Source organism: Cytobacillus oceanisediminis 2691, from assembly GCF_007678455.1.
GTDB classification, from domain to species: domain Bacteria; phylum Bacillota; class Bacilli; order Bacillales; family Cytobacillaceae; genus Mesobacillus; species Mesobacillus oceanisediminis_A.
Window position 1 is genome coordinate 109,871 of the sequence record NZ_VEEP01000004.1, and the last position, 24,087, is coordinate 133,957.

The 24,087-nt window shown below is 42.6% G+C and carries 26 protein-coding genes; 17 read left to right on the top strand and 9 right to left on the bottom strand.

The genetic code is table 11. The features are described from left to right. Window positions 1-265 precede the first annotated feature (265 nt). Window positions 266-520 (bottom strand): DUF2624 domain-containing protein, encoded by a 255-nt coding sequence (locus tag FS736_RS09650; RefSeq protein ID WP_144476181.1) that lies wholly within the window; start codon window positions 518-520, stop codon window positions 266-268. A 151-nt stretch (window positions 521-671) separates the two neighbouring features. Between FS736_RS09650 and FS736_RS09655 the strand changes: the two genes are divergently transcribed. The 3 genes from FS736_RS09655 to FS736_RS09665 are packed head-to-tail and all read left to right on the top strand — an operon-like array spanning window position 672 to window position 2,727. Further along, window positions 672-1,466 carry a metal ABC transporter ATP-binding protein gene (locus tag FS736_RS09655; RefSeq protein ID WP_144476182.1) on the top strand — a complete coding sequence of 265 codons (795 nt, stop codon included), beginning with the start codon at window positions 672-674 and terminating at the stop codon, window positions 1,464-1,466. Beyond that, on the top strand, window positions 1,459-2,301 hold the full coding sequence (locus FS736_RS09660) for a metal ABC transporter permease (protein ID WP_144476183.1): 843 nt from the start codon (window positions 1,459-1,461) through the stop codon (window positions 2,299-2,301). The genes FS736_RS09655 and FS736_RS09660 overlap by 8 nt, the downstream gene beginning before the upstream one ends. A gap of 12 nt (window positions 2,302-2,313) precedes the next feature. Further along, window positions 2,314-2,727: a Fur family transcriptional regulator gene (locus tag FS736_RS09665; protein ID WP_144476184.1), complete on the top strand. Its 414-nt coding sequence runs from the start codon at window positions 2,314-2,316 to the stop codon at window positions 2,725-2,727. A gap of 57 nt (window positions 2,728-2,784) precedes the next feature. Here FS736_RS09665 and FS736_RS09670 read toward each other — a convergent pair whose 3' ends face one another. Next, window positions 2,785-3,354 (bottom strand): 5' nucleotidase, NT5C type, encoded by a 570-nt coding sequence (locus FS736_RS09670; RefSeq protein WP_144476185.1) that lies wholly within the window; start codon window positions 3,352-3,354, stop codon window positions 2,785-2,787. A 159-nt stretch (window positions 3,355-3,513) separates the two neighbouring features. Between FS736_RS09670 and FS736_RS25145 the strand changes: the two genes are divergently transcribed. Further along, complete coding sequence (locus tag FS736_RS25145) at window positions 3,514-4,068, top strand: DUF4190 domain-containing protein (RefSeq protein WP_260983577.1); 555 nt, start codon at window positions 3,514-3,516, stop codon at window positions 4,066-4,068. A gap of 49 nt (window positions 4,069-4,117) precedes the next feature. Here FS736_RS25145 and ispG read toward each other — a convergent pair whose 3' ends face one another. The 3 genes from ispG to FS736_RS09690 form a co-directional block, all read right to left on the bottom strand. Beyond that, window positions 4,118-5,206 carry a flavodoxin-dependent (E)-4-hydroxy-3-methylbut-2-enyl-diphosphate synthase gene (gene ispG, locus FS736_RS09680; protein WP_186326755.1) on the bottom strand — a complete coding sequence of 363 codons (1,089 nt, stop codon included), beginning with the start codon at window positions 5,204-5,206 and terminating at the stop codon, window positions 4,118-4,120. 126 nt (window positions 5,207-5,332) lie between these two features. Further along, window positions 5,333-5,680, bottom strand: coding sequence for a LysM peptidoglycan-binding domain-containing protein (locus FS736_RS09685; RefSeq protein WP_144476189.1), 348 nt, complete (start codon window positions 5,678-5,680; stop codon window positions 5,333-5,335). A 173-nt stretch (window positions 5,681-5,853) separates the two neighbouring features. Then, window positions 5,854-6,636: a DUF1189 domain-containing protein gene (locus FS736_RS09690; protein ID WP_251540901.1), complete on the bottom strand. Its 783-nt coding sequence runs from the start codon at window positions 6,634-6,636 to the stop codon at window positions 5,854-5,856. Window positions 6,637-6,851: 215 nt separating this feature from the next. On the opposite strand from FS736_RS09690, the gene FS736_RS09695 reads away from it, so the two are divergent. Next, on the top strand, window positions 6,852-8,483 hold the full coding sequence (locus tag FS736_RS09695; protein WP_144476192.1) for a Na/Pi cotransporter family protein: 1,632 nt from the start codon (window positions 6,852-6,854) through the stop codon (window positions 8,481-8,483). Window positions 8,484-8,561: 78 nt separating this feature from the next. Then, entirely contained in the window at window positions 8,562-9,041 is a 480-nt protein-coding gene (locus FS736_RS09700; protein WP_144476195.1) for a DUF456 domain-containing protein, read from the top strand. Window positions 9,042-9,101: 60 nt separating this feature from the next. Here the strand turns inward: FS736_RS09700 and FS736_RS09705 are convergent, their stop codons facing one another. Both FS736_RS09705 and FS736_RS09710 read right to left on the bottom strand, forming a co-directional pair. After that, entirely contained in the window at window positions 9,102-9,794 is a 693-nt protein-coding gene (locus tag FS736_RS09705; protein WP_251540896.1) for a Crp/Fnr family transcriptional regulator, read from the bottom strand. 660 nt (window positions 9,795-10,454) lie between these two features. Continuing rightward, window positions 10,455-10,718: a hypothetical protein gene (locus FS736_RS09710; protein WP_144476198.1), complete on the bottom strand. Its 264-nt coding sequence runs from the start codon at window positions 10,716-10,718 to the stop codon at window positions 10,455-10,457. Between the two features lie 577 nt (window positions 10,719-11,295). Here FS736_RS09710 and FS736_RS09715 point away from each other — a divergent pair. The 8 genes from FS736_RS09715 (at window position 11,296) to phoU (ending at window position 20,305) form a co-directional block, all read left to right on the top strand. Next, complete coding sequence (locus FS736_RS09715; protein ID WP_144476201.1) at window positions 11,296-11,904, top strand: superoxide dismutase; 609 nt, start codon at window positions 11,296-11,298, stop codon at window positions 11,902-11,904. A gap of 140 nt (window positions 11,905-12,044) precedes the next feature. Next, window positions 12,045-13,262, top strand: a complete 1,218-nt coding sequence (locus tag FS736_RS09720; RefSeq protein WP_144476204.1) for an MFS transporter — start codon at window positions 12,045-12,047, stop codon at window positions 13,260-13,262. 172 nt (window positions 13,263-13,434) lie between these two features. After that, the gene (locus tag FS736_RS09725; RefSeq protein ID WP_144476207.1) at window positions 13,435-15,615 is read left to right on the top strand and encodes a peptidoglycan D,D-transpeptidase FtsI family protein; all 2,181 of its coding nucleotides are present in this window, start codon (window positions 13,435-13,437) and stop codon (window positions 15,613-15,615) included. A 220-nt stretch (window positions 15,616-15,835) separates the two neighbouring features. Next, window positions 15,836-16,789: a PstS family phosphate ABC transporter substrate-binding protein gene (locus FS736_RS09730; RefSeq protein ID WP_144476210.1), complete on the top strand. Its 954-nt coding sequence runs from the start codon at window positions 15,836-15,838 to the stop codon at window positions 16,787-16,789. Window positions 16,790-16,904: 115 nt separating this feature from the next. Continuing rightward, on the top strand, window positions 16,905-17,879 hold the full coding sequence (pstC, locus tag FS736_RS09735; protein ID WP_144476213.1) for a phosphate ABC transporter permease subunit PstC: 975 nt from the start codon (window positions 16,905-16,907) through the stop codon (window positions 17,877-17,879). A gap of 1 nt (window position 17,880) precedes the next feature. Continuing rightward, on the top strand, window positions 17,881-18,765 hold the full coding sequence (pstA, locus tag FS736_RS09740; protein ID WP_144476216.1) for a phosphate ABC transporter permease PstA: 885 nt from the start codon (window positions 17,881-17,883) through the stop codon (window positions 18,763-18,765). An 18-nt stretch (window positions 18,766-18,783) separates the two neighbouring features. Next, on the top strand, window positions 18,784-19,608 hold the full coding sequence (gene pstB / locus FS736_RS09745) for a phosphate ABC transporter ATP-binding protein PstB (RefSeq protein ID WP_144476219.1): 825 nt from the start codon (window positions 18,784-18,786) through the stop codon (window positions 19,606-19,608). A gap of 37 nt (window positions 19,609-19,645) precedes the next feature. Next, a complete protein-coding gene (gene phoU / locus FS736_RS09750) occupies window positions 19,646-20,305 on the top strand; it encodes a phosphate signaling complex protein PhoU (RefSeq protein ID WP_144476222.1) in 660 nt (219 codons plus the stop codon). A 250-nt stretch (window positions 20,306-20,555) separates the two neighbouring features. Here the strand turns inward: phoU and FS736_RS09755 are convergent, their stop codons facing one another. Both FS736_RS09755 and FS736_RS09760 read right to left on the bottom strand, forming a co-directional pair. After that, entirely contained in the window at window positions 20,556-21,053 is a 498-nt protein-coding gene (locus FS736_RS09755; protein ID WP_144476224.1) for an endolytic transglycosylase MltG, read from the bottom strand. After that, entirely contained in the window at window positions 21,050-21,424 is a 375-nt protein-coding gene (locus tag FS736_RS09760; RefSeq protein ID WP_144476227.1) for a hypothetical protein, read from the bottom strand. Before FS736_RS09760 ends, FS736_RS09755 begins: the two co-directional genes overlap by 4 nt. Before the next feature lie 329 nt (window positions 21,425-21,753). Between FS736_RS09760 and FS736_RS09765 the strand changes: the two genes are divergently transcribed. The 3 genes from FS736_RS09765 to FS736_RS09775 are packed head-to-tail and all read left to right on the top strand — an operon-like array spanning window position 21,754 to window position 24,033. Next, window positions 21,754-22,197 (top strand): DUF4912 domain-containing protein, encoded by a 444-nt coding sequence (locus FS736_RS09765; protein ID WP_144476230.1) that lies wholly within the window; start codon window positions 21,754-21,756, stop codon window positions 22,195-22,197. Next, on the top strand, window positions 22,194-23,429 hold the full coding sequence (locus FS736_RS09770) for a glycosyltransferase family 4 protein (RefSeq protein WP_144476233.1): 1,236 nt from the start codon (window positions 22,194-22,196) through the stop codon (window positions 23,427-23,429). Before FS736_RS09765 ends, FS736_RS09770 begins: the two co-directional genes overlap by 4 nt. After that, on the top strand, window positions 23,401-24,033 hold the full coding sequence (locus tag FS736_RS09775) for a hypothetical protein (RefSeq protein ID WP_144476236.1): 633 nt from the start codon (window positions 23,401-23,403) through the stop codon (window positions 24,031-24,033). The genes FS736_RS09770 and FS736_RS09775 overlap by 29 nt, the downstream gene beginning before the upstream one ends. The last annotated feature ends 54 nt before the right edge of the window (window positions 24,034-24,087 follow it).

Here is a 24,087-nt window from a genome sequence, read left to right on the forward strand (position 1 = left end):
ATGATGGACATAGAGGGTGGAAGTGTCCGTCCTCGGGTTGATGATGGACAGAAATAGTGGAGAGAAGGAGAAAAGTGTCCGTCATCGGGTTCATGATGGACAAAAATGCCGGAGAGAAGGGAAAAAGTGTCCGTCATCAGGGTCATGATGGACAAAAGTGCTTGAGAGAAGGGAAAAAGTGTCCGTCATCAAGCCCATGATGGACAAAAACCCTAAAGAAAGACGAAAAAATGTCCGTCATAGATTTCTACGACGGACACAAACCCTATTTCGTGAATTTCACAAACAATTTATTGACTTCCCTTGCGGTTTCCGGGTTGGTGATTCTGGCAATTTGCTTAATGAGTGCCGTTCTTTCTGAATCATTAAAGATATTGACCTTTTTACCGCGTAAGTATCTGGCGATCTTATCTGCTTGTGCCTCTGTTATGGATATATTGAATTGAGAGGCGTATCTCAGCAGCTCATCCGCCGTTATGCTGCTTATTTTATGGTTAATGATATTTTCAAAAATAGCCAAAGATCATCACTCCTTCATAGTAGGGTATGTGCCCAGTTCTAAATTCGTGACAATTTTCTTGAGTGGAAAGTTCTTTTGTTTACTTTATGGGCAGTAAGAGATATACTACTTAAAGTAAATCGGAATGATTCTTATTTTGCAGGTGATAAAAGTGGATACGAATGATTACATCGTCCAGGTACAGGATGTTTATTACCGATACGATAAAGAAAATGTACTTGAAAATATAAATCTGTCTATTCTTCGAGGGAGCTTTTTGGCAATCGTTGGTCCTAATGGATCTGGAAAGTCGACGCTGCTGAAGCTGATGCTTGGTCTCATCAAGCCACAAACAGGCACTATCCGACTGTTTGGACAGGATATCAATAAGTTTAGGGAGCAGCATAAAATCGGGTTTGTGTCGCAAAAGGCCAATTCCTTCAACACGGGCTTCCCTGCTACTGTTTTTGAGGTGGTGGCCAGCGGGTTGACGAAAAAACTCGGGCTGTTCCATTTTTTAAAGAAGACAGACCATGCAAAGATTAAACTGGCGATTGAATCTGTCGGGATGGGAAAATTCCTGGACAGGAATATCGGTGAGCTTTCCGGGGGCCAGCAGCAAAGGGTGTTCATTGCCAGGGCACTTGTGAGCGAACCTGAATTGCTGATTCTGGATGAGCCGACGGTCGGTGTCGACGTGCAGAATGTAAACTCCTTTTATGAAATGCTCGAAACACTTAACAAAGAGAAGGGAATTACTTTGCTTCTGGTGACACATGATATCGGCACGATTTCCGAAAAAGTCACAAATGTAGCATGCTTGAATAAAAATATGCATTTCCATGGAAGTGCCGAGGAATTCGAACAATTGAAGCTGAATGATGTATCAGAAATATATGGGCATGATGTGCATGTTTTGACTCATGACCATGATCATCATCACGGGGGAGGCCACCATCATGATTAGTGGACTGATGCAATACGAGTTTTTGCAGAATGCCTTTTTGACCGGCATGATCATTGGTGTGATCGCTCCCCTTCTCGGCGTTTTCATTGTTGTAAGAAGGCTTTCCCTTATAGCTGATGCCCTTAGCCATGTTACCTTGGCGGGAATCGCAGCAAGCCTGCTGCTTGAGAAGAAGTTCATGGTTTTCAGCGGCCTAAATCCGCTTTACATGGGGATGGCTTTTTCGGTTGGCGGATCGCTGTTCATTGAAAAACTCCGCACAGTTTATAAGCATTATCAGGAACTGGCAATTCCGATTATCCTTTCGGGTGGAATTGGACTCGGCGTTATTTTTATTTCACTTGCCGACGGCTTCAATACAGATTTGTTCAGTTATTTATTTGGAAGCGTCAGCGCTGTAAGCAGAGCGGATTTATGGACCATCCTGATTATTAGTATCCTGGTGATCGCACTCGTTGCTTTGCTGTACAAAGAACTGTTTCTGTTATCATTTGATGAAGAATATGCTAGGGCAACCGGAATTGCTGCAAAGTCATTGCACTTTATTTTCATCGTCATGGTGGCACTGGTGATTGCAGCTTCCATGAGGATCGTTGGCATCCTGCTTGTTTCGTCCCTTATGACTTTGCCGGTGGCAGCAAGCATCCGGTTCGCCAAAGGGTTCAAGCAGACGATTTTCTTCTCCATCCTGTTCGGTGAAATTTCGGTGCTGGGGGGCTTATTCCTGTCATACTACATGGATCTCGCTCCCGGCGGAACCATTGTCATGATTGCTGTATTCATCCTTGTGCTGGCTATCTGGCTAAAAAAACGCAGTGCAACAAGATCCATTTAAAGAGGTGTTATCATGAATGTGAATGAAGCAATGAACCTGCTGAAGGAACAGGGGTATAAACATACAGGTAAGCGTGAGGACATGCTCCAGCTATTTTCCGAACATGATAAATATTTGACGGCACGTGATGTCCTTGAGCAAATGAAGGAGAATTACCCTGGATTGTCGTTTGATACGATCTATCGTAATTTAAGTGTGTTTGTAGAGCTGGGGATTCTGGAGATGACTGAGCTGTCAGGAGAAAAACATTTCCGTTTTACCTGTTCACATAAAGAGCATCATCACCATTTCATCTGCCTTGACTGCGGAAAGACAAAAGAGATTGAGACCTGCCCAATGAGGAATATCGAATCAAGCTTTAAGGGCTATGATATTTCGGGCCATAAGTTTGAAATATACGGAAGATGCCCTGATTGCATACACTAGTGCCTCTATTATCAGTTCAATATTGAAATGGAAAAACGGCCATCCTCAAATGGCCGTTTAACTGTTTTCTATCCAATTTCTTACCCATTCATTGGCTTCCTGCCAGTTGTTAACTCGAATGACGCCATCAGGGATTGGCTCCTGGTTATACGGGGTGTCAAAAAGGATGACTGGAATTTTCAGTTCTTCATGCAGATTGACCGCATTATCATGTTTATCCTCAAAGAAAATATCTACATCATACTTCCGTGCTGCCTGAATTTTATCATGTGAACCAATCAGGTGAATATCATGATATTTAAGTTCATTGGCAGTAAACCACTCTTGAGTTAGTTCAAGTAAATGTGTGCCCCTCGCGCTGATGAAATACAATTCATGTTCATTTTCCCAGCTCTTCAGGATTTCCTTTGCTCCTGCTGCTAAAGGGGATTTGGAATAGATAACCGGTTCCATTTTTTTGAACCAGGCTGCAAACTCTTTTTCACTTACTGTTACAAGCGGCATAAAATCATACTGCTTGATATCATCAAGGGTAATATCCAAATCGAATGCTTCGTTCAAATACGGTACAAATGTAGTGGGACAGGTGACTGTTCCATCTATATCTATGCCAAAACGTCTTTTCATCAGTCTGCTCCTTAACATTGATCTCCTATTAATTTTACCAAATATGGATAGCACGCAAAAGATTAACTTTTTCGTGCATCAGTCAAACATTGCCATGATGAAAATCAATCCACTCGTAAACAATAATAAATGCTCCACTTAAGAAAGCGAGGGATTAAAGTGGCAGACCAAGAGCGAAAACAGATTGGTACCGAATATATTACTGAACCTAAGCAGGATGTCATTACTATAAGGGATGCGCGTGACGAGATCTACCAGGAGGAAACAGCAACAGAGCTGTATACTCCTGCACGTGATGAGCATTATCAGGAAATGACGGCAATCGCCGGACCTGGGCGAGATGAGCACTACCAGGAAATGACGGCAATCGCCGGAAGTGATCGTGATGATCACTATCAGGAGATGACAGCGATTGCGGTGCCTGTTCGTGAAGAACATTATCGTGAGGAGACAGCGGTTGAAATTGCTGCTCCTGCACCCCCTGCGATCAGAAGAAGGTCAGAAGAAGAAAGTACAACTGGAGGACGGGGGCTTGCATACTCGGCTCTTGCCCTATCGATCTTGTCGCTGTTTATTTTGCCTGTTCTTTTCGGAGCAGCTGGAATTGTCCTTGGCTTCATGGCCCGCCGTCGAGGTTCCGCAATCGGCAGCTGGGCGATTGGAATTGGGACAATCTCCATTCTGGTCGGCATCTTTATTCTTCCGTTCTTTTGACGGAAAATGCCAAAAAAATGCCCGGGATTCCCGGGCATTTTTTATATGCTTATTTTTGGAGGGCAGCTTCCTGAAGCTTCTCCTCGGCGATTTTATCGATTTCTTTCTTTAATTCTTCTACCATTGTTTCTTCAGGAACTTTACGGACAATTTCTCCTTTTCGGAAAAGCAGTCCTTCCCCTCTGGCGCCGGCAATACCGATGTCGGCTTCCCGTGCCTCGCCAGGACCGTTTACCGCGCAGCCGAGCACGGCCACTTTGATCGGTGCTTTGATCTTTGAGATATATTCTTCCACCTCATTGGCGATGCTGATCAAATCGATCTCGATTCGTCCACACGTTGGGCACGAAATCAATGTTGCGGCATTGGCAGCCAGGCCGAAAGATTTTAACAGCTCTCTTGCTACCTTTACTTCCTCTACCGGGTCTGCACTTAGTGACACCCTAACCGTGTTCCCGATTCCTTTGCTGAGGATCGCCCCAAGGCCAGCGGCACTTTTTACAGTTCCGGCAAATAAAGTTCCTGATTCGGTGATTCCAAGATGCAGCGGATAATCGAAGGCCTTTGCTGCTTTCTCATATGCTTCAATTGCAAGGTTCACGTCCGAAGCCTTCATGGAAACAATGATATTGTGGAAATCAAGATCCTCAAGGATTTTGATGTGGTGCAAAGCACTTTCCACCATGCCATCAGCAGTAGGGTAACCGTATTTTTCGAGGATTCGTCTCTCTAGTGAACCGGCATTTACACCGATTCTAATAGGGATACCCTTCTCTTTTGCTGCCTTTACAACAGCCTCTACCTTTTCGCGCTTGCCGATATTCCCGGGATTGATCCTGATCTTATCAGCTCCCCCTTCGATTGCTTTAAGCGCCAGGCGGTAATCAAAGTGGATATCAACTACCAAAGGTATATTGATTCGTTTTTTTATTTCAGAAATCGCATTAGCTGCTCTTTCATCTGGACATGCAACCCGGACAATCTGGCAGCCTGCTTCTTCAAGGCGTTTAATCTCGGCAACAGTCGCTTCGACATCATGTGTCTTGGTAGTTGTCATACTCTGGATGACCACTTCATTGTTACCGCCAATTGTTAAATTCCCAACCTTTATCGGGCGGGTTTTAGTACGATGTATGATTTCACTCAACAGTGATTCGCTCCTTTAAAAAATGGAATTCATGATAAATTTCCTTAAGATGCACAACCCCATTTTATCAATCTTTTGTTCAAATTGACAAGGAAAGACTTTCTTAGTTAGGCTTTGTTAATTTCGACTGCTGTAATCCGGGAATTTATAGGTATGGCCAAATTTGATTTTTTGGGGATCTGTCCCTCCATTAAGCTGTTTAAAGTCTTCTACCGCTTGGGAAACCGGGATTGCGAGAGGTTTTTTGGAATTGCTGTCGAGGACAGACAGTACTGTATCGCCAGGCTTGACTTCATGCTCGAAATAAGGAATCTTCTCCTCAGCCTGGCTTCCTGCTTCTTCCGATTCCGCTTCTACTAAAACTGGTTCTGACGTTCTCGCTGCGGGAAGCGTTCCTATGCTTAAATCATTATAAATCGCATATGCTAATACCAGGAAAACCAGGAATCCTGCCAATTTTTTCATGGAACCTTCCTCCTAAACAGCTTATACCATTATTTATGCAGGAAAAATAGAGTTAAGAACCAATTTGCTAGAAAAAATACCTATTAATTTATTTGGTCAGGAAGAAAGTGATTAAGATTTATTAAATCAGGGGAGATAGGTAGAAACTAAAAAAATGCGCCCTTGGCGCATTTTTAAATCTCTTCATTCTTCTGTACAGTTGGTATTTCCTTTATAGCTAATAGAAGAATCATCGATGCTACAAACCAGTTAATCGCAAAACTAAATGGCACCGTCGTTTTAAGGAATGCCATCAATGTAAAAAATAGAGTAGGGAGCGTTGTACTATATGCAGACATTCTCCATAAATGTCTGTATTGAAGTTTCCTTTCGGCAAGGTTTTTTAATAGTAAACCGAAAAGTGCAAGTATCGAGACCTCTATGAATTTCATTCCTGCAGAAAAGACAAAAATGATGATAAACAGTAATCCGAGCATGACTGGGAGAGAAGATTCCGCCGTTTCAATGAGGGATTGAACATCCTCTTTGGATAAGTTCCCAGTCGAGAAAAGGGAATAGGGCACCGTATGGGTTTGGCCGCCCGCACTAAGGACAACCTCATGCTCCAGCATTCCGATAGTAGTCTCCATATTTTTCATATCCTTTTCCTCTACGGCGCCCGTTGGATCGAAAATAATTGTGTAAAGATCTCTTTTCAAGGTGATCGGCGCCTTAATATCCGATTTTAGCACGCCTTCCTCTATGGAAAAGGGAGGCAGGTCATTTGAGACAACTTGCTTTGCCGAGTCAATTGCTCCAGAAATGGCAGTAAACATATAAAAAATAACTGGCAGAATGGATAGTAACGTTAATAAGAAAACAAACAGAATGGTTTTTCCGATGCCCTGAAAGCGGGTAATCGCAATATCTTTAGGTGAATACAGGCTTTTTGCCATTTGGGTAATAAGATTCATCATTACACGTCCTTTAATAGATTCCATTGTCTATTTTAGCTTTTTAAAGGAGATTATAACAAGCAATTCAAACTTCTCTTGTAACATTTCTGTAATATTACTCCTGATTGTTAAGGTATTGTAAATTCGGCTCTTAAACAGTTTACTTTTTATTAATAATTCCTTCATAATGATTGTGTTTGTAGATGTTTGTCGAAATAAATCTAGGGGTTGAAAAAATGGAATTGAATTTACAAGAAATGCTGTTTGAATTCTTTGGGGGTCTTGGAATTTTCTTATACGGCATTAAATTCATGGGAGATGGGCTGCAAAAATCAGCAGGGGATCGACTAAGGGATGTCCTGGACAAGTTCACGACCAACCCGGTAATGGGTGTACTGGCTGGTCTGATTGTTACGGTTTTAGTACAGAGCAGTTCAGCGACCACAGTTATTACGGTTGGACTGGTAAGTGCCGGTTTCATGACATTGCGCCAGGCAATTGGAGTCATCATGGGTGCGAACATTGGTACGACAATCACTGCATTTATCATCGGAATTGACGTAGGTGAATATGCGCTTCCAATCATTGCCGTTGGTTCAATACTTTTATTCTTCTTTAAAAGTAAAAAAGTCCATAACATCGGACAGATTGTTTTTGGATTCGGTGCGTTATTCTATGGATTGGAACTGATGAGTGGAGGAATGAAGCCTTTAAGGAGTCTTGAATCATTCCATGACTTGACTGTGGAATTAAGCTCAAATCCATTCCTTGGAGTTGTAATTGGTACTTTATTCACAGTGATTGTTCAGAGTTCGAGTGCGACGATCGGTATTCTTCAAGGTTTGCACGCTGAGAATCTGATCAATCTTCAGGGAGCTCTCCCTGTATTATTTGGTGATAATGTTGGGACAACCATTACAGCTGTGCTTGCTGCCATCGGTACTTCGGTTGCGGCAAAAAGAGCTGCTGCTACCCATGTATTATTCAATTTGATAGGTACAACGCTGTTTTTAATATTATTGAAGCCATTCACACTTTTAATAGAAATGCTCAGGGATCAACTTTCTCTTAACCCTGAAATGACAATAGCTTTTGCTCACGGTATTTTCAACTCAACGAATACGATAATTCAATTGCCATTTATTGCGGTTTTGGCTTTCATTGTGACAAAGCTGATTCCGGGAGAAGACTCAATTGTCGACTACAAGGCACAGCATCTTGATCCGGTATTCATCGAGCAATCACCGTCTATCGCTCTTGGCCAGGCTAAAGAAGAAGTTCTTCGCATGGGTAAGTTCGCATTAAAGGGACTTGAAGAAACGAATGAGTTTTTGAAAACAAAAAATACAAAGCATTCTGGGAATGCCTATCAGCTTGAGGAAGCCATCAATAATCTTGACCGCAAGATTACAGATTATCTGGTGGATCTTGCCACAAGCTCTCTATCTGAGCATGAGTCAGAAGAACACAGCATGTTGATTGACACTGTTCGGGATATTGAAAGAATCGGCGACCATTTTGAGAATATCATCGAACTGATTGAATACCAGCAGGCTAATAAAGTGAGAGTGACAGACACAGCCATGGATGACCTGGAAACAATGTTTAACTTGACTGTCAGTACGGTCGAAGAGGCATTGCAGGCACTAGATCAGAAGAATCTTGATGCAGCCCGGGCTGTTGTAACAAAAGAAGATGAAATTGACGGCATGGAACGCAGATTAAGAAAGCAGCACATTATGCGTATGAATGAAGGTCAGTGTTCGGGCCAGGCTGGTATCGTGTTCGTCGATATCATCAGCAACCTTGAACGGATCGGCGACCATGCAGTAAATATCGCAGAGTACGTTTTGGGAGAACAGAAATAGTGGTAAAATAAGCAAGGGGAAACCCTTGCTTATTTTTATCTTTAGATTTCATAGTCTGCAGAAAAAAGGATGGATTGTATGGATGCATTATACTGGTCAATAATAGGGCTATTATTCGCAGGCGCATTTGCCAGCCTGGTAATACCGATTTTGCCTGGTGTTCTTTTCATGCTGGGCGGTTTTATTTTATATGGCGTTTTTTATTCCTTTGACCCATTTAACTGGTTTTTTTGGACGATTCAGGGTGCGTTCGTCGCCTTGTTGTTCGGTGCTGACTATATTGCGAACATCATAGGTGTGAAAAAGTATGGGGGAAGAAAGGCTGGTATCTGGGGAAGTACAATCGGACTGATCGTTGGACCTTTTGTCATCCCAATTGTCGGTATCCTTGTCGGTCCGTTTATCGGAGCGGCGATTGCGGAGTTGCTGGTCAATAAAAAGAACCTGAATGACGCGATCAAAATCGGTTTCGGTTCAGTGGTCGGATTTGTCAGCAGCGTAGTGACGAAAGGAATCATCATGGCAATCATGCTTGTTTATTTCTTCCTGATCATATAAAAAAATCGTGCTGATGCAGCACGATTTTTTTATTCCATTTAGGTTGACCTGGCGCAGAGATCAATTTAATCCGCAGATTTCAAATGAACAATTCTGGCAATCGACTTCCCTCTTTAAATAGCTAAGGTTTTTAACAGTGAATTTTAGCTGGTCATAGGCAATGATGTCTTTTTCGCGCAATTCCTTCAGCATCCTTTGGATTACTTCACGCGTGCCATAGGTCAGATTGGCAAGCTCCTGGTGTGTGAGCGGCAAATCAATCAGGATGCCTTCATCTGTCATCACACCGTAGCTGTTGCACAGCCTGATCAAAATGGAATACAATCCGCCTTTTTTACCGTTCATGATCAGGTCCTGGCACTTCATTTGCGCCTTGAGGTATCTTGTGCTCAGCCAATTCACCAGTGCATTCATGGCGGTGTTATCATTAAGGACGAATTCCTCGAACTGTTCCCTTTTGATCATCAGGACCTCACAGTCTGTGAGCGTTTTTGCAGAAAAATGGTATCGTGGAGTATGTTTGAACAATTCATATTCTATGATCATCTCTTCGCCATTCAGGATTTTGAGGATGAATTCCTTTCCCTTCATGTGGACGCGTCCGACTGAGACACTTCCGCTCAGGATAATATAAACGTTCTGAACATTTTCGTCTTCCTGAAAAAGGAGGGTATCTGCTTTAATTTTTTGGATTGTTTCCTTATCAATGAAGTTTTGTAAAATTAAACTGTATAATGATATATTTTTGTCCATCAGGATCGTCTCCTTATTATTCCTCTCTATACTTTGATTTAAAAGAATTGTTGCTACTGTGTCAATTGTGTTTTGGAAATAAATGGGTGTATTTTTGGTGAGGTGCGACAAATATCGTTGACACGACTGCATTCGGGGAATATTGACGATTTTCTGAAACTTGTTTTAATTGGCTCAGGTAAAGATGAATGTAGATTTATAAACCCTGTGGATTGAAAAGAAAGGTGCGTAGACTGCTCCAAAAATGAACCTGTCCGAAGTTGCCTTTACTTCGGACAGCTTCTGCTACTTTTCCCTCAAACCTGTCTGAAGCTAGCTCTAGTTCGGACAGCTTTTCGCTGGTTTCCCCCAAACCTGTCTGAAGTTAGCTCTAGTTCGGACAGCTTTTCGCTGGTTTCCCCCAAACCTGTCTGAAGATGCCTCTGGTTCGGACAGCTTTTGCTGCTTTTCCCCCAAACCTGTCTGTAGATGCCTTTAGTTCGGACAGGTTTTGCTGCTTTTCCGCCAAACCAGTCCTAAGTTAGCTCTGGTTCGGACAGCTTTTCGTTGTTTTCCCCCAAAGCTGTCTAAAGTTGCCTCTGGTTCGGACAGGTTTTCGTTGATTTCCGCCAAACCTGTCTGAAGTTGCCTCTAGTTCGGACAGCTTTTCGTTGTGTTCCCTCAAACCTGTCTGAAGATGCCTTTAGTTCGGACAGCTTTTGCTGCTTTTCCGTCAAACCTGTCAGAAGATGCCTCTAGTTCGGACAGCTTTTCGTTGATTTCCCCCAAAGCTGTCTGAAGTTGCCTCTGGTTCGGACAGCTTTTGCTGCTTTTCCCCCAAACCTGTCTGAAGATGCCTCTTGTTAGGACAGCTTTTGCTGCTTTTCCGTCAAACCTGTCTGAAGGTGCCTCTAGTTCGGACAGGTTTTCGTTGATTTCCTCCAAACCTGTCTGAAGTTAGCTCTAGTTCGGACAGCTTTGCTGCTTTTCCGTCAAACCTGTCTGAAGATGCCTCTAGTTCGGAAAGGTTTTCGTTGATTTCCTCCAAACCTGTCTGAAGTTGCCTCTGGTTAAGACAGCTTTTCGCTGTTTTCCCTCAAACCTGTCTGAAGTTAGCTCTACTTCGGCCAGCTTTTGTATCCTTTCTCCCAAACCTGTCTGAAGTCGCCCCTGGTTCCTTATTTTCCTCGTGCGTGGGCAAGTTCGAGGCAGCTTCTTAATGTCCTCGGTGCAGCAGCTCTAGTGGGACTCTACAGGAGGAAAGCGGCAGGGAAAATCCGCCCCAGCCCCGCGGAACGCAAAGCGACTGGAGAGAAAATCATCAGCCTTGTTTAATAAAACCTTATGAATAAAAGTAGGGGGATCGGGGAAGTTTAATCTCGTTAAGCCAAAGCATTTTATTTGAAACCATTACCGTTCTTTGGTAATCTAATCATGAAGCACTTTTAGAACAATTCTAATTACTGAATTGTATGAAAGATTGTTCCGAAAGTGAAACACGATACATAGGAGGATGTTAAAAATGGCATTTGAATTACCGCAATTACCTTACGCATATGATGCACTTGAGCCACACATCGACAAGGAAACAATGAATATCCACCACACAAAGCACCACAACACTTACGTTACAAATCTTAACAACGCTTTGGAAGGAAACGAAGAGCTTCTATCTAAATCTGTTGAAGAAGTCGTTTCTAACCTGGATGCTGTTCCTGAAGCAGCACGTACTGCAGTTCGCAACAATGGCGGCGGCCATGCGAACCACTCTCTATTCTGGCAAGTCATTTCTCCAAACGGAGGCGGCGAGCCTACTGGTGAATTGGCTGAAGCAATCAACTCAAAGTTCGGCGGCTTTGAAGGCTTCAAAGAAGAATTCTCTAAAGCAGCAACTACTCGCTTTGGCTCTGGCTGGGCTTGGCTAGTTGTTAACAATGGCGAGCTAGAAGTGACTAGCACTCCAAACCAGGACTCTCCTTTAATGGAAGGCAAGACGCCTATCCTTGGATTGGATGTTTGGGAGCATGCTTACTACCTGAACTACCAAAACAGAAGACCAGAATACATCGGTGCATTCTGGAACGTTGTTAACTGGGAAGAAGTTAGCAAGCGTTTCGCTTCTGCGAAATAATAGAGTGAATATGCGAGAGGCTGCAGTTATTGCAGCCTCTCTATTTGTTTTGTCAGGTTTTCCTTTCAAAGACCCTCCAGAAAACTGAATAACCCCGATTGCTTTGTAAGAAACTACCCAAGAGAAAAGGGGAGTCGATCATGAGCAAAGTAAACAAATTATTAGGAGACATTGAACTGACAAAGGATTTGGCGCTCCTATTGATTATTGGGGGTTTGTACTCATTAAGCATTGCCCTTTCCAATACTTTTGTTAATATCTATTTATGGAAGCAATCCGGCGAGCTATCGGATTTGGCAATGTATAATCTATCGATTGTCGTTGCCCAGCCTCTCACCTTTATCCTTGCTGGGAGATGGGCAAAGAAGGTCGACAGAGTCATTGTGCTTCGCATTGGTGTCATCTTTCTGGCGCTTTTTTATGTCACGGTATTGTTTGTGGGCACAAAAGCGTCCGACTTCTTATTACTGCTGGGTATCCTTTTGGGAATCGGCTATGGTTTCTATTGGCTTGCCTACAATGTCCTCACCTTTGAGATCACCGAGCCGGAAACACGTGATTTCTTTAATGGGTTTCTTGGAATTCTCGGTTCTGTTGGAGGTATGATCGGACCGGTGGCTGCAGGCTTCATCATATCAAGATTAGAAAAGCTGACAGGTTATACAGTGGTTTTCGGACTTTCATTGGGATTGTTTTCAATCGCTGTTTTATTGAGCTTTTTCCTGAAGCGCCGGCCAGCCCATGGCAAGTATTGGTTCAGGCGGATTATTACTGAAAGGAAGCATGACAAAAATTGGCGGATGGTTACAAATGCGCATTTCTTCCAGGGACTCAGAGAAGGGGTATTTGTATTCATTGTATCTGTTTTTGTTTTCATTGCCACAGACAGCGAAATGGCTTTGGGTACTTATGGATTGATTAATTCCGGGATATCCTTTCTTGCTTATTACTTTGTATCCCGTACCCTGAAAAAAGAATATCGGAAACAGGCAATTCTGGTTGGCGGACTGATTCTGTTCCTGGCGATCTTCCTGATTATATTTGACCTCAGTTACTTCCGGCTTCTATTATATGCTGCCATGATTGCAGTTGCTTACCCGCTGCTCCTTGTTCCATATGCTTCAATGACCTACGACGTGATTGGGCGCGGCTGGAAAGCGGCTGAAATGAGGGTCGAATATATTGTCGTCCGGGAATTATTCCTGAATCTTGGCCGTGTCGCATCGATTTTATTATTTCTGCTGGCAACTCACCTGTTCAGCGAAAAACAGGCGATCCCGATCCTTTTGGTCATCCTTGGAAGCGGGCATACATTGATTTACTTCTTTATAAGGAAAATTCATTTAAAACCTGCATAGCCGGGACTTATGAAATTACCAGCAAATGGACCGGGCGTAAAGCCCAGTTTTTCGTTCTGTTTGAAAAATGGAAAAATATTCTGTAGTTGTTTATTGATAGAAAATGATGAGGATTTTAGTTAAAATAAAGGATAGTGAATAAAGCCATGGACATATAAAAGGTGGGAGAGGCTTGAACAAAAAGAAAAAGAAGAAAACGCATGTGCCATTCAGGCTGAATATGGTGTTTTTTGCGGTGTTTGTATTATTTTCGATGCTTATTCTAAGGCTTGGCATCGTTCAGATTGTTTACGGTGAGGACTTCAAAAGGGAAATCGAACGGACAGAAGATGTGACCGTTAATAATCCTGTTCCAAGAGGGAAAATGTATGATCGGAATATGAAAGCTATTGTCGACAATACGCCGAGCAATGCAATCACGTATACAAAGAGCCAGAGCACCCAAACGAAGGAAATGCTAATGGTTGCAGAACGAGTAGCAAAATTAATCGTCAAGGATACAGAAAATGACCTGAAGAAAGTCCGTGAAAGGGATAAAAAGGACTACTGGATTTTAAGGAATGAAGAGCGCGCACGAGAAAAAATCACAGAAAAAGAATGGGCGCAGTATGAGGAAAAAAAGCTTGATGATAAAGCAATATACAATCTTCAGCTTGAGCGCATCACTGAAAATGAATTGAAAGAGTTAAAGAAGGATGATCTGGAAATCCTTGCAATTTTACGCGAGATGATGAGCGGATATGCTTTGTCCCCGCAAATCGTCAAAAAAGATTTAACACCTGAAGAGTTTGCCATTGTAAGCGAAAATCTTGAAATGCTACCTGGTGTGGACACCACTACAGACTGGGAGCGTCAATATAGCTATGATAAAACACTCAAAACAATCCTGGGGAAGGTTAGTGATTCCGAAAAGGGACTTCCTAAAGAAAAACTTGAGTATTATCTCGCCAGAGGCTATAGCAGGAATGACAGGGTTGGTTTAAGTTATATCGAGCAGCAATATGAAGATGTCCTGCACGGACAGAAAGCAAAGGTAAAGAACATCACCGATAAAGGCGGCAATGTTCTTGATACCCAGGTGATATCCGAAGGACAGCGGGGAAAGGACCTTGTGCTGACAATTGACATGGATCTGCAGCTTGCTGTTGATAAAATTATTGAAGAAGAATTACTGAAGGCGAAGCAGACATCAAGAACAGGGCTTCTTGACAGGGCATTTGTCGTGTTGATGGATCCTAATACTGGGGAAATTTTGACACTTGCAGGGAAACAGATTGTCAAGGATGAAGACACAGGCAAGGATGTCATGCAGGATTTTGCGAGCGGCAATTTCACAACTTCTTATAATGTCGGGTCTGCGGTAAAAGGTGCCACGATTTTGACAGGTTTTAGCACCGGTGCGATCAGTCCGGGGACGCAATTTTATGACACGCCTATAAAAATTAAAGGCACGAACCCTAAGAAGTCCTGGAAAGCGGGATTGGGTACTCTTGATGACCGTAATGCCTTGAAGGTATCCTCGAATGTATATATGTTCAGGACTGCGATCAATATTGGTAAAGGAAATTATAAGTATGATCAGCCATTGTATCTAGAGCCCGAGGCTTTTGATACCATGAGGAATCATTTCAGCCAATTCGGACTTGGTGCAAGAACGGGAATCGACTTGCCAAACGAAATGATCGGTTTTAAAGGAACAGAGAAAAGGCCAGGTCTCTTGCTCGACTTTGCCATCGGCCAGTATGACACCTATACTACGCTGCAATTGGCACAATATGTTTCAACGATCGCAAATGGCGGAAATAGAATCCAGCCGAGAATTGTCAAGGAAATCAGGGAACCGGTCATGAAAAATGAAGAGGTGGGTCCTGTCGTGAATGAATTTGAGCCTGTCATCCTGAATAAGGTCGATGCCAAGCCTGAATGGTTTGACCGAGTACAAGAAGGGTTCAGGAGAGTCATGCAGGAACCTGGCGGTACGGCATATGGAGCATTTCATTCTGCGGAATATAAGCCAGCGGGAAAAACAGGGACTGCACAGGCATTTTATGATGGACCAAAAAGGAAAAATTATGACATGCCGCCAGAAGTCATGAACTTAAGCCTTGTTGGATATGCCCCTTATGATAACCCCGAAATCGCCGTGGCAGTAATGGTCCCATGGGCGTATGAGGGCAATACGGGCCACCATGCAAATAATGATATCGGGCGAAGAGTCCTTGATACGTATTTTGATTTGAAAAAGAAACGTATGGAAGGGAACATGAACCCGGAACAACCGATACAGGAAGTTGAAAAGAAAGAAGCAGGAACTGAACTTTTAGAAGAAATTGCAGAAGATACCGAGCAATAAGAGCCTTTAAAAACTGTCTCATATGAGGCAGTTTTTTTTATCGTTTGGGAATACTATGCTTAACCGGCAAACCATACAATGCTTGTTTTTCGGCAGGAGTATGCATCAATCCCGCAAATTTACAAAACCTTTACATTAAGTTAAAACATCCTTAAAAGAAAAACAGTATTCTTGGTCTTGTAGGACAAAACAACCACATCTCGTAGGGGGAATTCAAGAAATGAAGAGTCTTAAAAAGATGAGCCTGTTTTTAATGCTTGCAGCTGTTATGGTATTCACCGCAGCCTGCGGCGGTGGAGATAACGAAGGTGGAAACGGAGAAGAACTTGAAGGCAGTGTCGTCATTGACGGATCTGGCACAGTTTATCCTTTAATGGCACGTATGGCTGAGAACTATATGGGTGAACAGGAAAACGTATCAGTAGAAGTTAGCCGCTCCGGAACTTCAGCAGGTTTCAAGAAATTCCTTGCTAAAAACGGAACTGACTTCAACGATGCTTCCCGTCAGATTAAGGACGAGGAAAAAGCAAAAGCAGAAGAACTTGGCATCGAAGTACAGGAAATGAAGGTTGCGCTAGATGGTATCACAATCGTCATCAATAAAGACAATGATTGGGCTACAGATCTTACTGAACAAGAAGTGAAAGATATTTTCCTTGCAAGTGCTGGAAAGAAGAAATGGTCTGATGTTCGCGCTGATTTCCCGGATGAAGAAATCAAGACTTATGGCCCTAATGAAAACCACGGAACGTACGAATTCATGTTTGAAACAATCCTGGAAGAACAGGATCTGCCGGAAAACATTAACTTACAGCAAGATTACTCTACTTTAGTAGACCTAGTTTCAAAAGATAAAAACGCGATTGGTTTCTTCGGATATGGTTACTATGAAAGCAATAAAGACAAGCTTTCAGCGGTTAAAGTAGACTTTGGCAACGGTCCTGTTGAACCTTCACTGGATACGATCAAAGAAGATGGCGACTATGCACCATTCACTCGTCCAGTGTTCACGTATTTGAATGTGAATCAAGCTAAAGAGAAGCCACAAGTGCTTGATTATGCAATCTATACAATGAACAATGCACAGGATGTAGCAAAAGAAACTGGTTTCGCACCATTATCTGATGAAGACATCAAATCAACACTGGACACATTGAACGGCCTTAAGAAGTAAAGCTTTGACTAACGGGAGATGAGAGGTAAGACCTTCTCATCTCTTGCGTGTGTTTTTTAATTATTAGATGGTCCCTGGGGTACTATAAGGGAAAGTTCTTTCTTGGATGAGAAGGATGAAAGGGGTTTTTTGCGTGGCAAAAAGCGTTGTTCACGAAGACGGCAAAAAGTTGAATGTTCGTGAAATGATATCAGAAAAGAAAAAGACAAAGAGCTTTACAAATTATACTGAAAAATTCATACCGAAAATATTATTAGGGATTGCAGCAATCTCTGTCCTGACGACAATCGGAATTGTTCTTACATTATTAACGGAAACAATCGCCTTTTTTAAAGACGTTCCATTCATAGATTTCTTTACTGGCACTAAATTGAAGCCGCTAGGGGAAAATGCGGTATTCGGTGTTTTGCCTTTGCTGACCGGAACTCTCATTTCAACTGCTATCGCGATGCTTGTCGCGATTCCTGTTGGATTAATGACCGCCGTGTTCCTGAGTGAGTATGCTTCTGAAAAGACTCGAAGGCTGCTAAAACCAATTCTTGAAATTCTGGCAGGTATTCCAACGATTGTATATGGTTTCTTTGCCTTTACTTTCGTAACACCTTTATTAAGGTCATTCGTACCCGGACTGGAACCAACGAATATCCTTAGCCCGGGAATTGTCATGGGAATCATGATCATCCCGATGGTTGCTTCACTGTCGGAGGATGCAATGAGTTCAGTGCCAAATGCGATGAGGGAAGGAGCATTGGCCCTTGGTGCAACCAAGCTTGAGGTAACCTGGAAGGTTGTCATCCCTGCTGCGATTTCTGGTATTATTGCATCGTTCGTCCTTGGAATTTCCAGAGCTATAGGTGAGACGATGATTGTGACAATCGCGAGTGGCAGCTCCAAGAATTTTACTTTTGATGTCACGCAATCGATGCAGACAATGACAGCCTATATTGTAGAAGTAACCGGCGGAGAAGCAGCGGCAGGCTCAACTTTATACTACAGCCTATATGCAGTTGCCATGACTTTGTTTGTTTTTACATTGATCATGAACCTGGTCGCCCAGTTTATCTCTCGAAAGTTTAGGGAGGAATATTAATATGAAATATGTAGATTCCACTCAAGTCCAGAAAAAAATGGGCACACGGCTATTAGCGAATAATCTGGCAAAGGCACTCTTTTTCCTTGCGACCATGTTCGGACTTATGGTACTGATCGTTTTGATTTATCGAGTTCTTAAAGACGGATTACCTTGGATCAATATGGATTTTCTTATGAATCGATTATCGACTGATCCAGAAAGAGCAGGTATTTGGGGAGCAATCACAGGCACGTTTTGGCTTATGCTCGTAGTTGCCCCGGTAACAATGCTGCTTGGTATCGGTACTGCGATTTATCTGGAAGAATATGCGGCAAAAGGCCGTATAGCATCTTTCATTAAAACGAATATTTCCAACTTGGCCGGTGTTCCTTCCGTTGTGTTCGGAATCCTTGGATTAACAGTCTTTGCCAGAGCTCTCGATTTGGGATCCGTAGTTCTTGCCGGAGGATTGACAATGGCATTGCTGGTACTGCCAGTAGTAGTTGTGGCAAGCCAGGAAGCCATTCGCGCAGTACCACAATTCCTGCGGGAAGCTTCTTACGGTATGGGCGCCACAAAATGGCAGACAATCAAAAATGTTGTTTTGCCAGCTGCAATTCCGGGAATTCTTACTGGTGTAATACTGGCGCTTTCACGGGCAATCGGAGAAACAGCGCCACTTGTTGTTATTGGTATTCCAGCACTGTTAATACCTATTCCAGACGGAATCTTTGATAAGTTCACGATTCTGCCGGTGCAAATTTATTATTGGACAATTGACTCTGCCCTTGTTGCCGAATATGCCAACCTGGCAGCTGCGACAATTGTGATTCTGTTACTAGTGTTATTTGTGATGAATTCAATTGCCATTTTAATACGCAATAAATTCCAAAAGAGATATTAGTCTGGGAGGTTTTAACTTATGTCAGCAGTGACAGAGAAAACAAAAGCAACAGTACAATCCGACGCGGTGAATAATGCGCCAGAAAATTCAAAGGTTGTATATGAAACAAAAGACCTTAACCTTTGGTATGGTGAAGGACACGCATTAAAAAATATCAACTTAGCGATCAACGAAAATGAAGTAACGGCAATCATCGGCCCTTCCGGATGTGGTAAGTCAACTTACATCAAAACTTTGAACCGGATGGTTGAACTGGTTCCTTCTGTCAAGATTTCCGGTGAGATTTTATACAGGGGACGGAATATCCTTGAAAAGTCCTATCAAGTTGAGGATCTTAGAACGAGTGTAGGGATGGTCTTCCAAAAACCGAATCCATTCCCGAAATCAATCTATGACAATATTGCATATGGACCAAAAATCCACGGAATCCGTGATAAGAAAGTACTAGACGAAATTGTTGAGAAAAGCTTGCGAGGTGCCGCAATCTGGGATGATGTAAAAGATCGTCTGAATCAGAACGCTTACGGCCTGTCGGGCGGACAGCAGCAGCGTATCTGTATCGCAAGGGCACTGGCAATTGAACCGGATGTCATCCTCATGGACGAACCGACATCAGCTCTTGACCCAATTTCGACCTTGAAAGTAGAGGAACTTGTACAGGAATTAAAGAAGGATTACAGCATCATCATTGTTACGCATAATATGCAGCAGGCTGCGCGTATTTCCGACAAGACTGCATTCTTCCTGAATGGAGAAGTCATCGAGTTTGCTGAGACGGATAAGATTTTCTCAAACCCGTCAGATAAGAGGACGGAAGATTATATTACAGGCCGTTTTGGTTGATGAACTAACTTGAAATTTGATTGGAAGGATGAGGACAATGGTAGTAAGAGGGAAATTTGACGAAGACCTGAAAACACTGCATGGAAAATTGCTTGAGCTCGGGAATTTTGCTGTCCATGCGCTAAACCAGTCACTGGTGGCACTTGAAAACAAGGATATCGAACTTGCACTGAAAATCCTTGAAGATGATGCCGAAGCAAATATCATGGAAGAGGAAATCAATGATTTTGCGATTCTGTTAATCGCAAAGCAACAGCCGGTTGCTGTTGATTTAAGAAGGCTGATTGTTGCGATCAAAATCGCGACTGATATTGAGAGAATGGCGGATTTCGCGGTAAATATTGCGAAATCGACAATCAGGATAGGAAAAGAACCGCTTGTAAAACCGATTGAGCACATCAAACAGATGCATCAATTATCAGTTGAAATGCTTAAACTTTCATTGGAAGCTTATAATGAAGAGGATCTCGGTAAAGCGAGACAGGTTGCGCAGATGGACGATCAAGTCGACGACCTGTATGGACAAACAATCAAGGAGCTGTTGAGCCTGGCCCAGACCAAGCCTGAACAGCTGGCCCAAATCACACAACTTTCATTCATCAGCCGTTATCTCGAACGAGCAGCTGACCATGTTACAAATATAGCAGAAAATGTTTTTTACTTAGTCAAAGGTAAGAGATATGATCTGAATCAATAAGGCGAAAGAGCAGGGGAATCCTTGCTCTTTTTATCATGGCTCTGTAAACAAGACTGTTTGATTTTAGTTCAAGGCTTCACTTTCCGTGAGGCTGCGCTAAGCCTCCACGAACTTGCCCACGCACGATGAAAATGCTTTGATTTTCGGAGGAGCCATTGCCTTCCACTACAAGCAACATTGGGCTTTAACAGTGCCTAAGCATAAAAAAAGACCCTCTAAATTGAGGGTCTTTTGCGTTTGTGGATTGTTATTATCTGTTTTTTGTAATGATCTTGGCAATTTGGTCGTAATCAAGACCGCTTTTTAATTCGTACTTGCCGATTTGTACCTTTGTATGGTAGCCCTTATCAATCAGGAATCTCTCGAATTTATTCTCATCATCGACGATTCCCTGGCTTGCTAGCATCGTGGCTACATCACCTGGTGACATGCCGCCTGCAATGATCAGTGTGAATGGTTTCTCCTCTTTTACTTCTTCCGCCTTCTCTGCAGGGGCTTCTTCTTTAGTTGTTTCTTCTTTTGGCTTATCTTCTTTAACAACTTCTGTTTTCTTTTCGTTAAGCTTCGCAAATTCGTTGTTGTTCAGCACCTTGTATCCTTTTTCTTCAAGAATCTTCTTAGCGTCTGAAACGGCAACTTTCTTTTCAGGTTCTTTTTCTTTTCCAGCGATCACGCTGCTGCCGGCCCATAGGAACACGGCTGCGAAAAGCAATCCTAATGCAAATGCTTGAGCTGTTCGTTTATTCATACGATCTGTCCTTTATCAACGAATTCATTAATGATTTCCTGAACTTCCTGAGTTGAAAGTGATGATTGCTTTGCGATCTGATTCAGATCCATCCCCTGCTGGGCAAGCGACCATACCTGGTTTTTGATGATCTCGTGAATTTGCTTTTTTCCTGTATTAAATGAAGATTGCCTGTCCAGGTTCGCATCGCCTACGAGCAATTCTTCTTCCAGTACTTTTAGTTTTTTCTTGATCTGGTAAAGATCTTGAATTTGCTGGATTGTCAGCTGGTCGATTTCCTCGCGCAATTCCTTGTATGGATCTTTCAAAAAGAAAGAAAGAGCGAAAAGGAGCGCGGCCAGGACAACCAGGCTAATGATGATGTAGCCCATCTATTATTCCTCCCGAGCTGTTATTAGAACACATAGAATAAGTTTACCATTCAAAATTCGAAAATTCGATTGATATTTTTTTCCTGAAAAAAAATGATAGTTTTGTCTTATTATGATTTCCATTCGTTGTAAACACTGTCGAATCACCGCCATATTTGTAATTCTAAATGACTATGGAAAAATAAATGGGCGTTTCTGCAAAGTGGATAAAGGACGCTGCAAATTACGACAATTTGCGTTCATTGTAGCAGTCATGAGAACGTGCTAACATAAATTTAATGAATATAATTCAATTTTCAATCATATAATGATGGTTTTGGAGGTCTGTCGTGACAAATAGCAATCAACAACTAAACAAGATTGAGGATCATTTAAAGGCGAAAATCCTCTCACCAGGCAAGTTATTTGTTTACTGGCACCTGCAGGAGGAAAAAGTACGTTTCATAGGCAAGTATTTTCTGATACCTGATGAACAGCTGATTCTGGCTTTACGCTTATCTGATCATGGCTCCCGAGCTGTCATCCATGAAGCAATCCTTCGCCCAGGAGTATCAAGCTGGCTGTTCAAGGGAGTCAACGCAACAAGCAACTACCAGGTTGAGTTGGGGCTCAGACACCAAACAGAAACATTCTTTCCAATGCTTCGATCAAATGTCATTATACAAAATCCCAACATCCAGATAGAGGAAGACAAACCGCTTTTGCCTGGATGGTCTGGAAAGGTGAGCACTTATACTTATTATGAAAACCTTGAAGGGAGCATCAACAAGTGAAGGGGTGGGGAGATCATGAAAAGAAAAAGATCCTTATGCTCACATGGGAGTATCCGCCGCAGATTATAGGCGGACTTGCGAGACATGTCCATGCTCTCGCAACAGAACTGGCAGCCGTCCATCAGCAAATTCATGTTGTGACCAGCAAACAATCCTTCCAGTCAGATTATGCAAGAGATGGCCGTGTCCACATTCACCGTGTAGCACCACTAAATGCCCAGGATCCTGATTTCCTTTCATGGATAGGCGGATTCAATCTGGCTGTCATCGAAGAAGGATTGAAGTTGGCTAAACATGTTCAATTCGACCTTGTCCATGCTCATGACTGGATGACAGGTCCTGCAGCGGAATTTATCAGCAAAAAATTGGGGATTCCACTGATCGCAACAATCCATGGTACGGAATATGGCCGAAATAAAGGCATCTTTTCTGATCTCCAGCAATTCATATTCAAAAAAGAAAATGAACTCTGCCATCAGGCTGATGAAGTCATTGTCTGCAGCGATTATATGGAAGATGAGGTTAATACATTATTTAAAGTTTCAAAGGATAGAATCAATGTTATTCCGAATGGGACTAGATTAGAAGAAAAGCACAATCAGGATGTCGAGATTACAGAGATGTACCCATTTTTAACCAGAAAGAAACTGATATTTTCAATGGGAAGGATCGTCACGGAAAAAGGATTCGATACATTGCTTTCTGCGGCTGGACTTATGAGAAAGCATCATGATGTGTGTTTTGTGATTGCGGGGAATGGACCTTTATTGGAAACCTACAGGGATCAAGCAAGTAAGCTGGGACTTAAAGATTCTGTTCATTTTATCGGCTTCGTAAATGAAACAATCCGTGATGCGTTACTTATGAAAGCGGATATCGCTGTTTTTCCAAGTGAATATGAACCATTCGGACTTGCAGCAGCTGAGGCCCTTACCGCAGGGGTCCCGACTGTCCTGGCGAAAACAGGAGGCATGCAGGATCTGATTGAAGATTATAAAACAGGATTTTATATGCAGCCGGGTAATGAAAAAGATCTTGCGCTAACACTGGAATGGATTCTTGAAAATCAAACTGCGGCAAAGGAAATCGCCCGGACAGGAAGGATGAAAGTCCTTGAGAGGTTCAGCTGGGCACAAAATGCAAAGTCAACAGATAGTCTATATAAAAAGGTATTATCAAACAATCACAGAAGGAGGGTATTTAATGAAGATGAATGCTTATCTCCAAATTGACAATGAAGAGACTTACGAGCCAATCAAGAAACCATTGATATTCAGCCCTGGTTTATGGGTCAATGGAAAAGTGTACTGGCTAGGGAATATGTCGGAAAAACTTTTACCGCAGGAAGAATTATCAATAAAAATCAAGCTTGCAAATGTTCATTCAAAGGTTGAATTTTTTGAACTTTATGTTACGAACCATTCCAAAACTGAAAAGGAAGCCAAGCTGATCCTGATGCAGCGCCATGCTGAAAGTGCAAATGAACAATTCAGCTTTGTATCGCCGAATGAGAATGTCATTTATCACTTTGCGGATAAAAGAATCTACCTTGTCAATGGACTGAACAGCAGTGGCAGGATGAAGCAGTGCACTGTCCAGCCGATTTGGAATGTAAGCACTGAACGCCTTTGGAATTGCAGGGAGTCAGGGAAACTGAACTATCAACCAATGGCAAAAGGTTCTGCAGCCAGCCTGTTCTCGCTTGATCTGAAAATGAACCCCCGGGAAACCCAAAAAAGCAGCTGTTGGATCATTGAAGGAACGGAAAAAAACGCCGTTGTTCATTTGAATGCGCTCCTTTTAAAAAACACACTAGCAATCCCCGACAAAAAGTGATATTATAGAAAAGTCGTATGCACGAACCTAGCTTGAATAGTTTGGAGGGAAAAT

What these genes read in the sequence shown, in the direction of transcription:
- FS736_RS09660 (WP_144476183.1), top strand. Translation starts at nt 1,459, where the DNA reads ATGATTAGTGGACTGATGCAATACGAGTTTTTGCAGAATGCCTTTTTG.
- FS736_RS09665 (WP_144476184.1), top strand. Translation starts at nt 2,314, where the DNA reads ATGAATGTGAATGAAGCAATGAACCTGCTGAAGGAACAGGGGTATAAA.
- FS736_RS09670 (WP_144476185.1), bottom strand. Translation starts at nt 3,354, where the DNA reads ATGAAAAGACGTTTTGGCATAGATATAGATGGAACAGTCACCTGTCCC.
- FS736_RS09685 (WP_144476189.1), bottom strand. Translation starts at nt 5,680, where the DNA reads ATGAAAAAATTGGCAGGATTCCTGGTTTTCCTGGTATTAGCATATGCG.
- FS736_RS09690 (WP_251540901.1), bottom strand. Translation starts at nt 6,636, where the DNA reads ATGATGAATCTTATTACCCAAATGGCAAAAAGCCTGTATTCACCTAAA.
- FS736_RS09695 (WP_144476192.1), top strand. Translation starts at nt 6,852, where the DNA reads ATGGAATTGAATTTACAAGAAATGCTGTTTGAATTCTTTGGGGGTCTT.
- FS736_RS09700 (WP_144476195.1), top strand. Translation starts at nt 8,562, where the DNA reads ATGGATGCATTATACTGGTCAATAATAGGGCTATTATTCGCAGGCGCA.
- FS736_RS09705 (WP_251540896.1), bottom strand. Translation starts at nt 9,794, where the DNA reads ATGGACAAAAATATATCATTATACAGTTTAATTTTACAAAACTTCATT.
- FS736_RS09715 (WP_144476201.1), top strand. Translation starts at nt 11,296, where the DNA reads ATGGCATTTGAATTACCGCAATTACCTTACGCATATGATGCACTTGAG.
- FS736_RS09720 (WP_144476204.1), top strand. Translation starts at nt 12,045, where the DNA reads ATGAGCAAAGTAAACAAATTATTAGGAGACATTGAACTGACAAAGGAT.
- FS736_RS09730 (WP_144476210.1), top strand. Translation starts at nt 15,836, where the DNA reads ATGAAGAGTCTTAAAAAGATGAGCCTGTTTTTAATGCTTGCAGCTGTT.
- pstC (WP_144476213.1), top strand. Translation starts at nt 16,905, where the DNA reads ATGAAAGGGGTTTTTTGCGTGGCAAAAAGCGTTGTTCACGAAGACGGC.
- pstA (WP_144476216.1), top strand. Translation starts at nt 17,881, where the DNA reads ATGAAATATGTAGATTCCACTCAAGTCCAGAAAAAAATGGGCACACGG.
- pstB (WP_144476219.1), top strand. Translation starts at nt 18,784, where the DNA reads ATGTCAGCAGTGACAGAGAAAACAAAAGCAACAGTACAATCCGACGCG.
- phoU (WP_144476222.1), top strand. Translation starts at nt 19,646, where the DNA reads ATGGTAGTAAGAGGGAAATTTGACGAAGACCTGAAAACACTGCATGGA.
- FS736_RS09755 (WP_144476224.1), bottom strand. Translation starts at nt 21,053, where the DNA reads ATGAATAAACGAACAGCTCAAGCATTTGCATTAGGATTGCTTTTCGCA.
- FS736_RS09760 (WP_144476227.1), bottom strand. Translation starts at nt 21,424, where the DNA reads ATGGGCTACATCATCATTAGCCTGGTTGTCCTGGCCGCGCTCCTTTTC.
- FS736_RS09775 (WP_144476236.1), top strand. Translation starts at nt 23,401, where the DNA reads ATGAAGATGAATGCTTATCTCCAAATTGACAATGAAGAGACTTACGAG.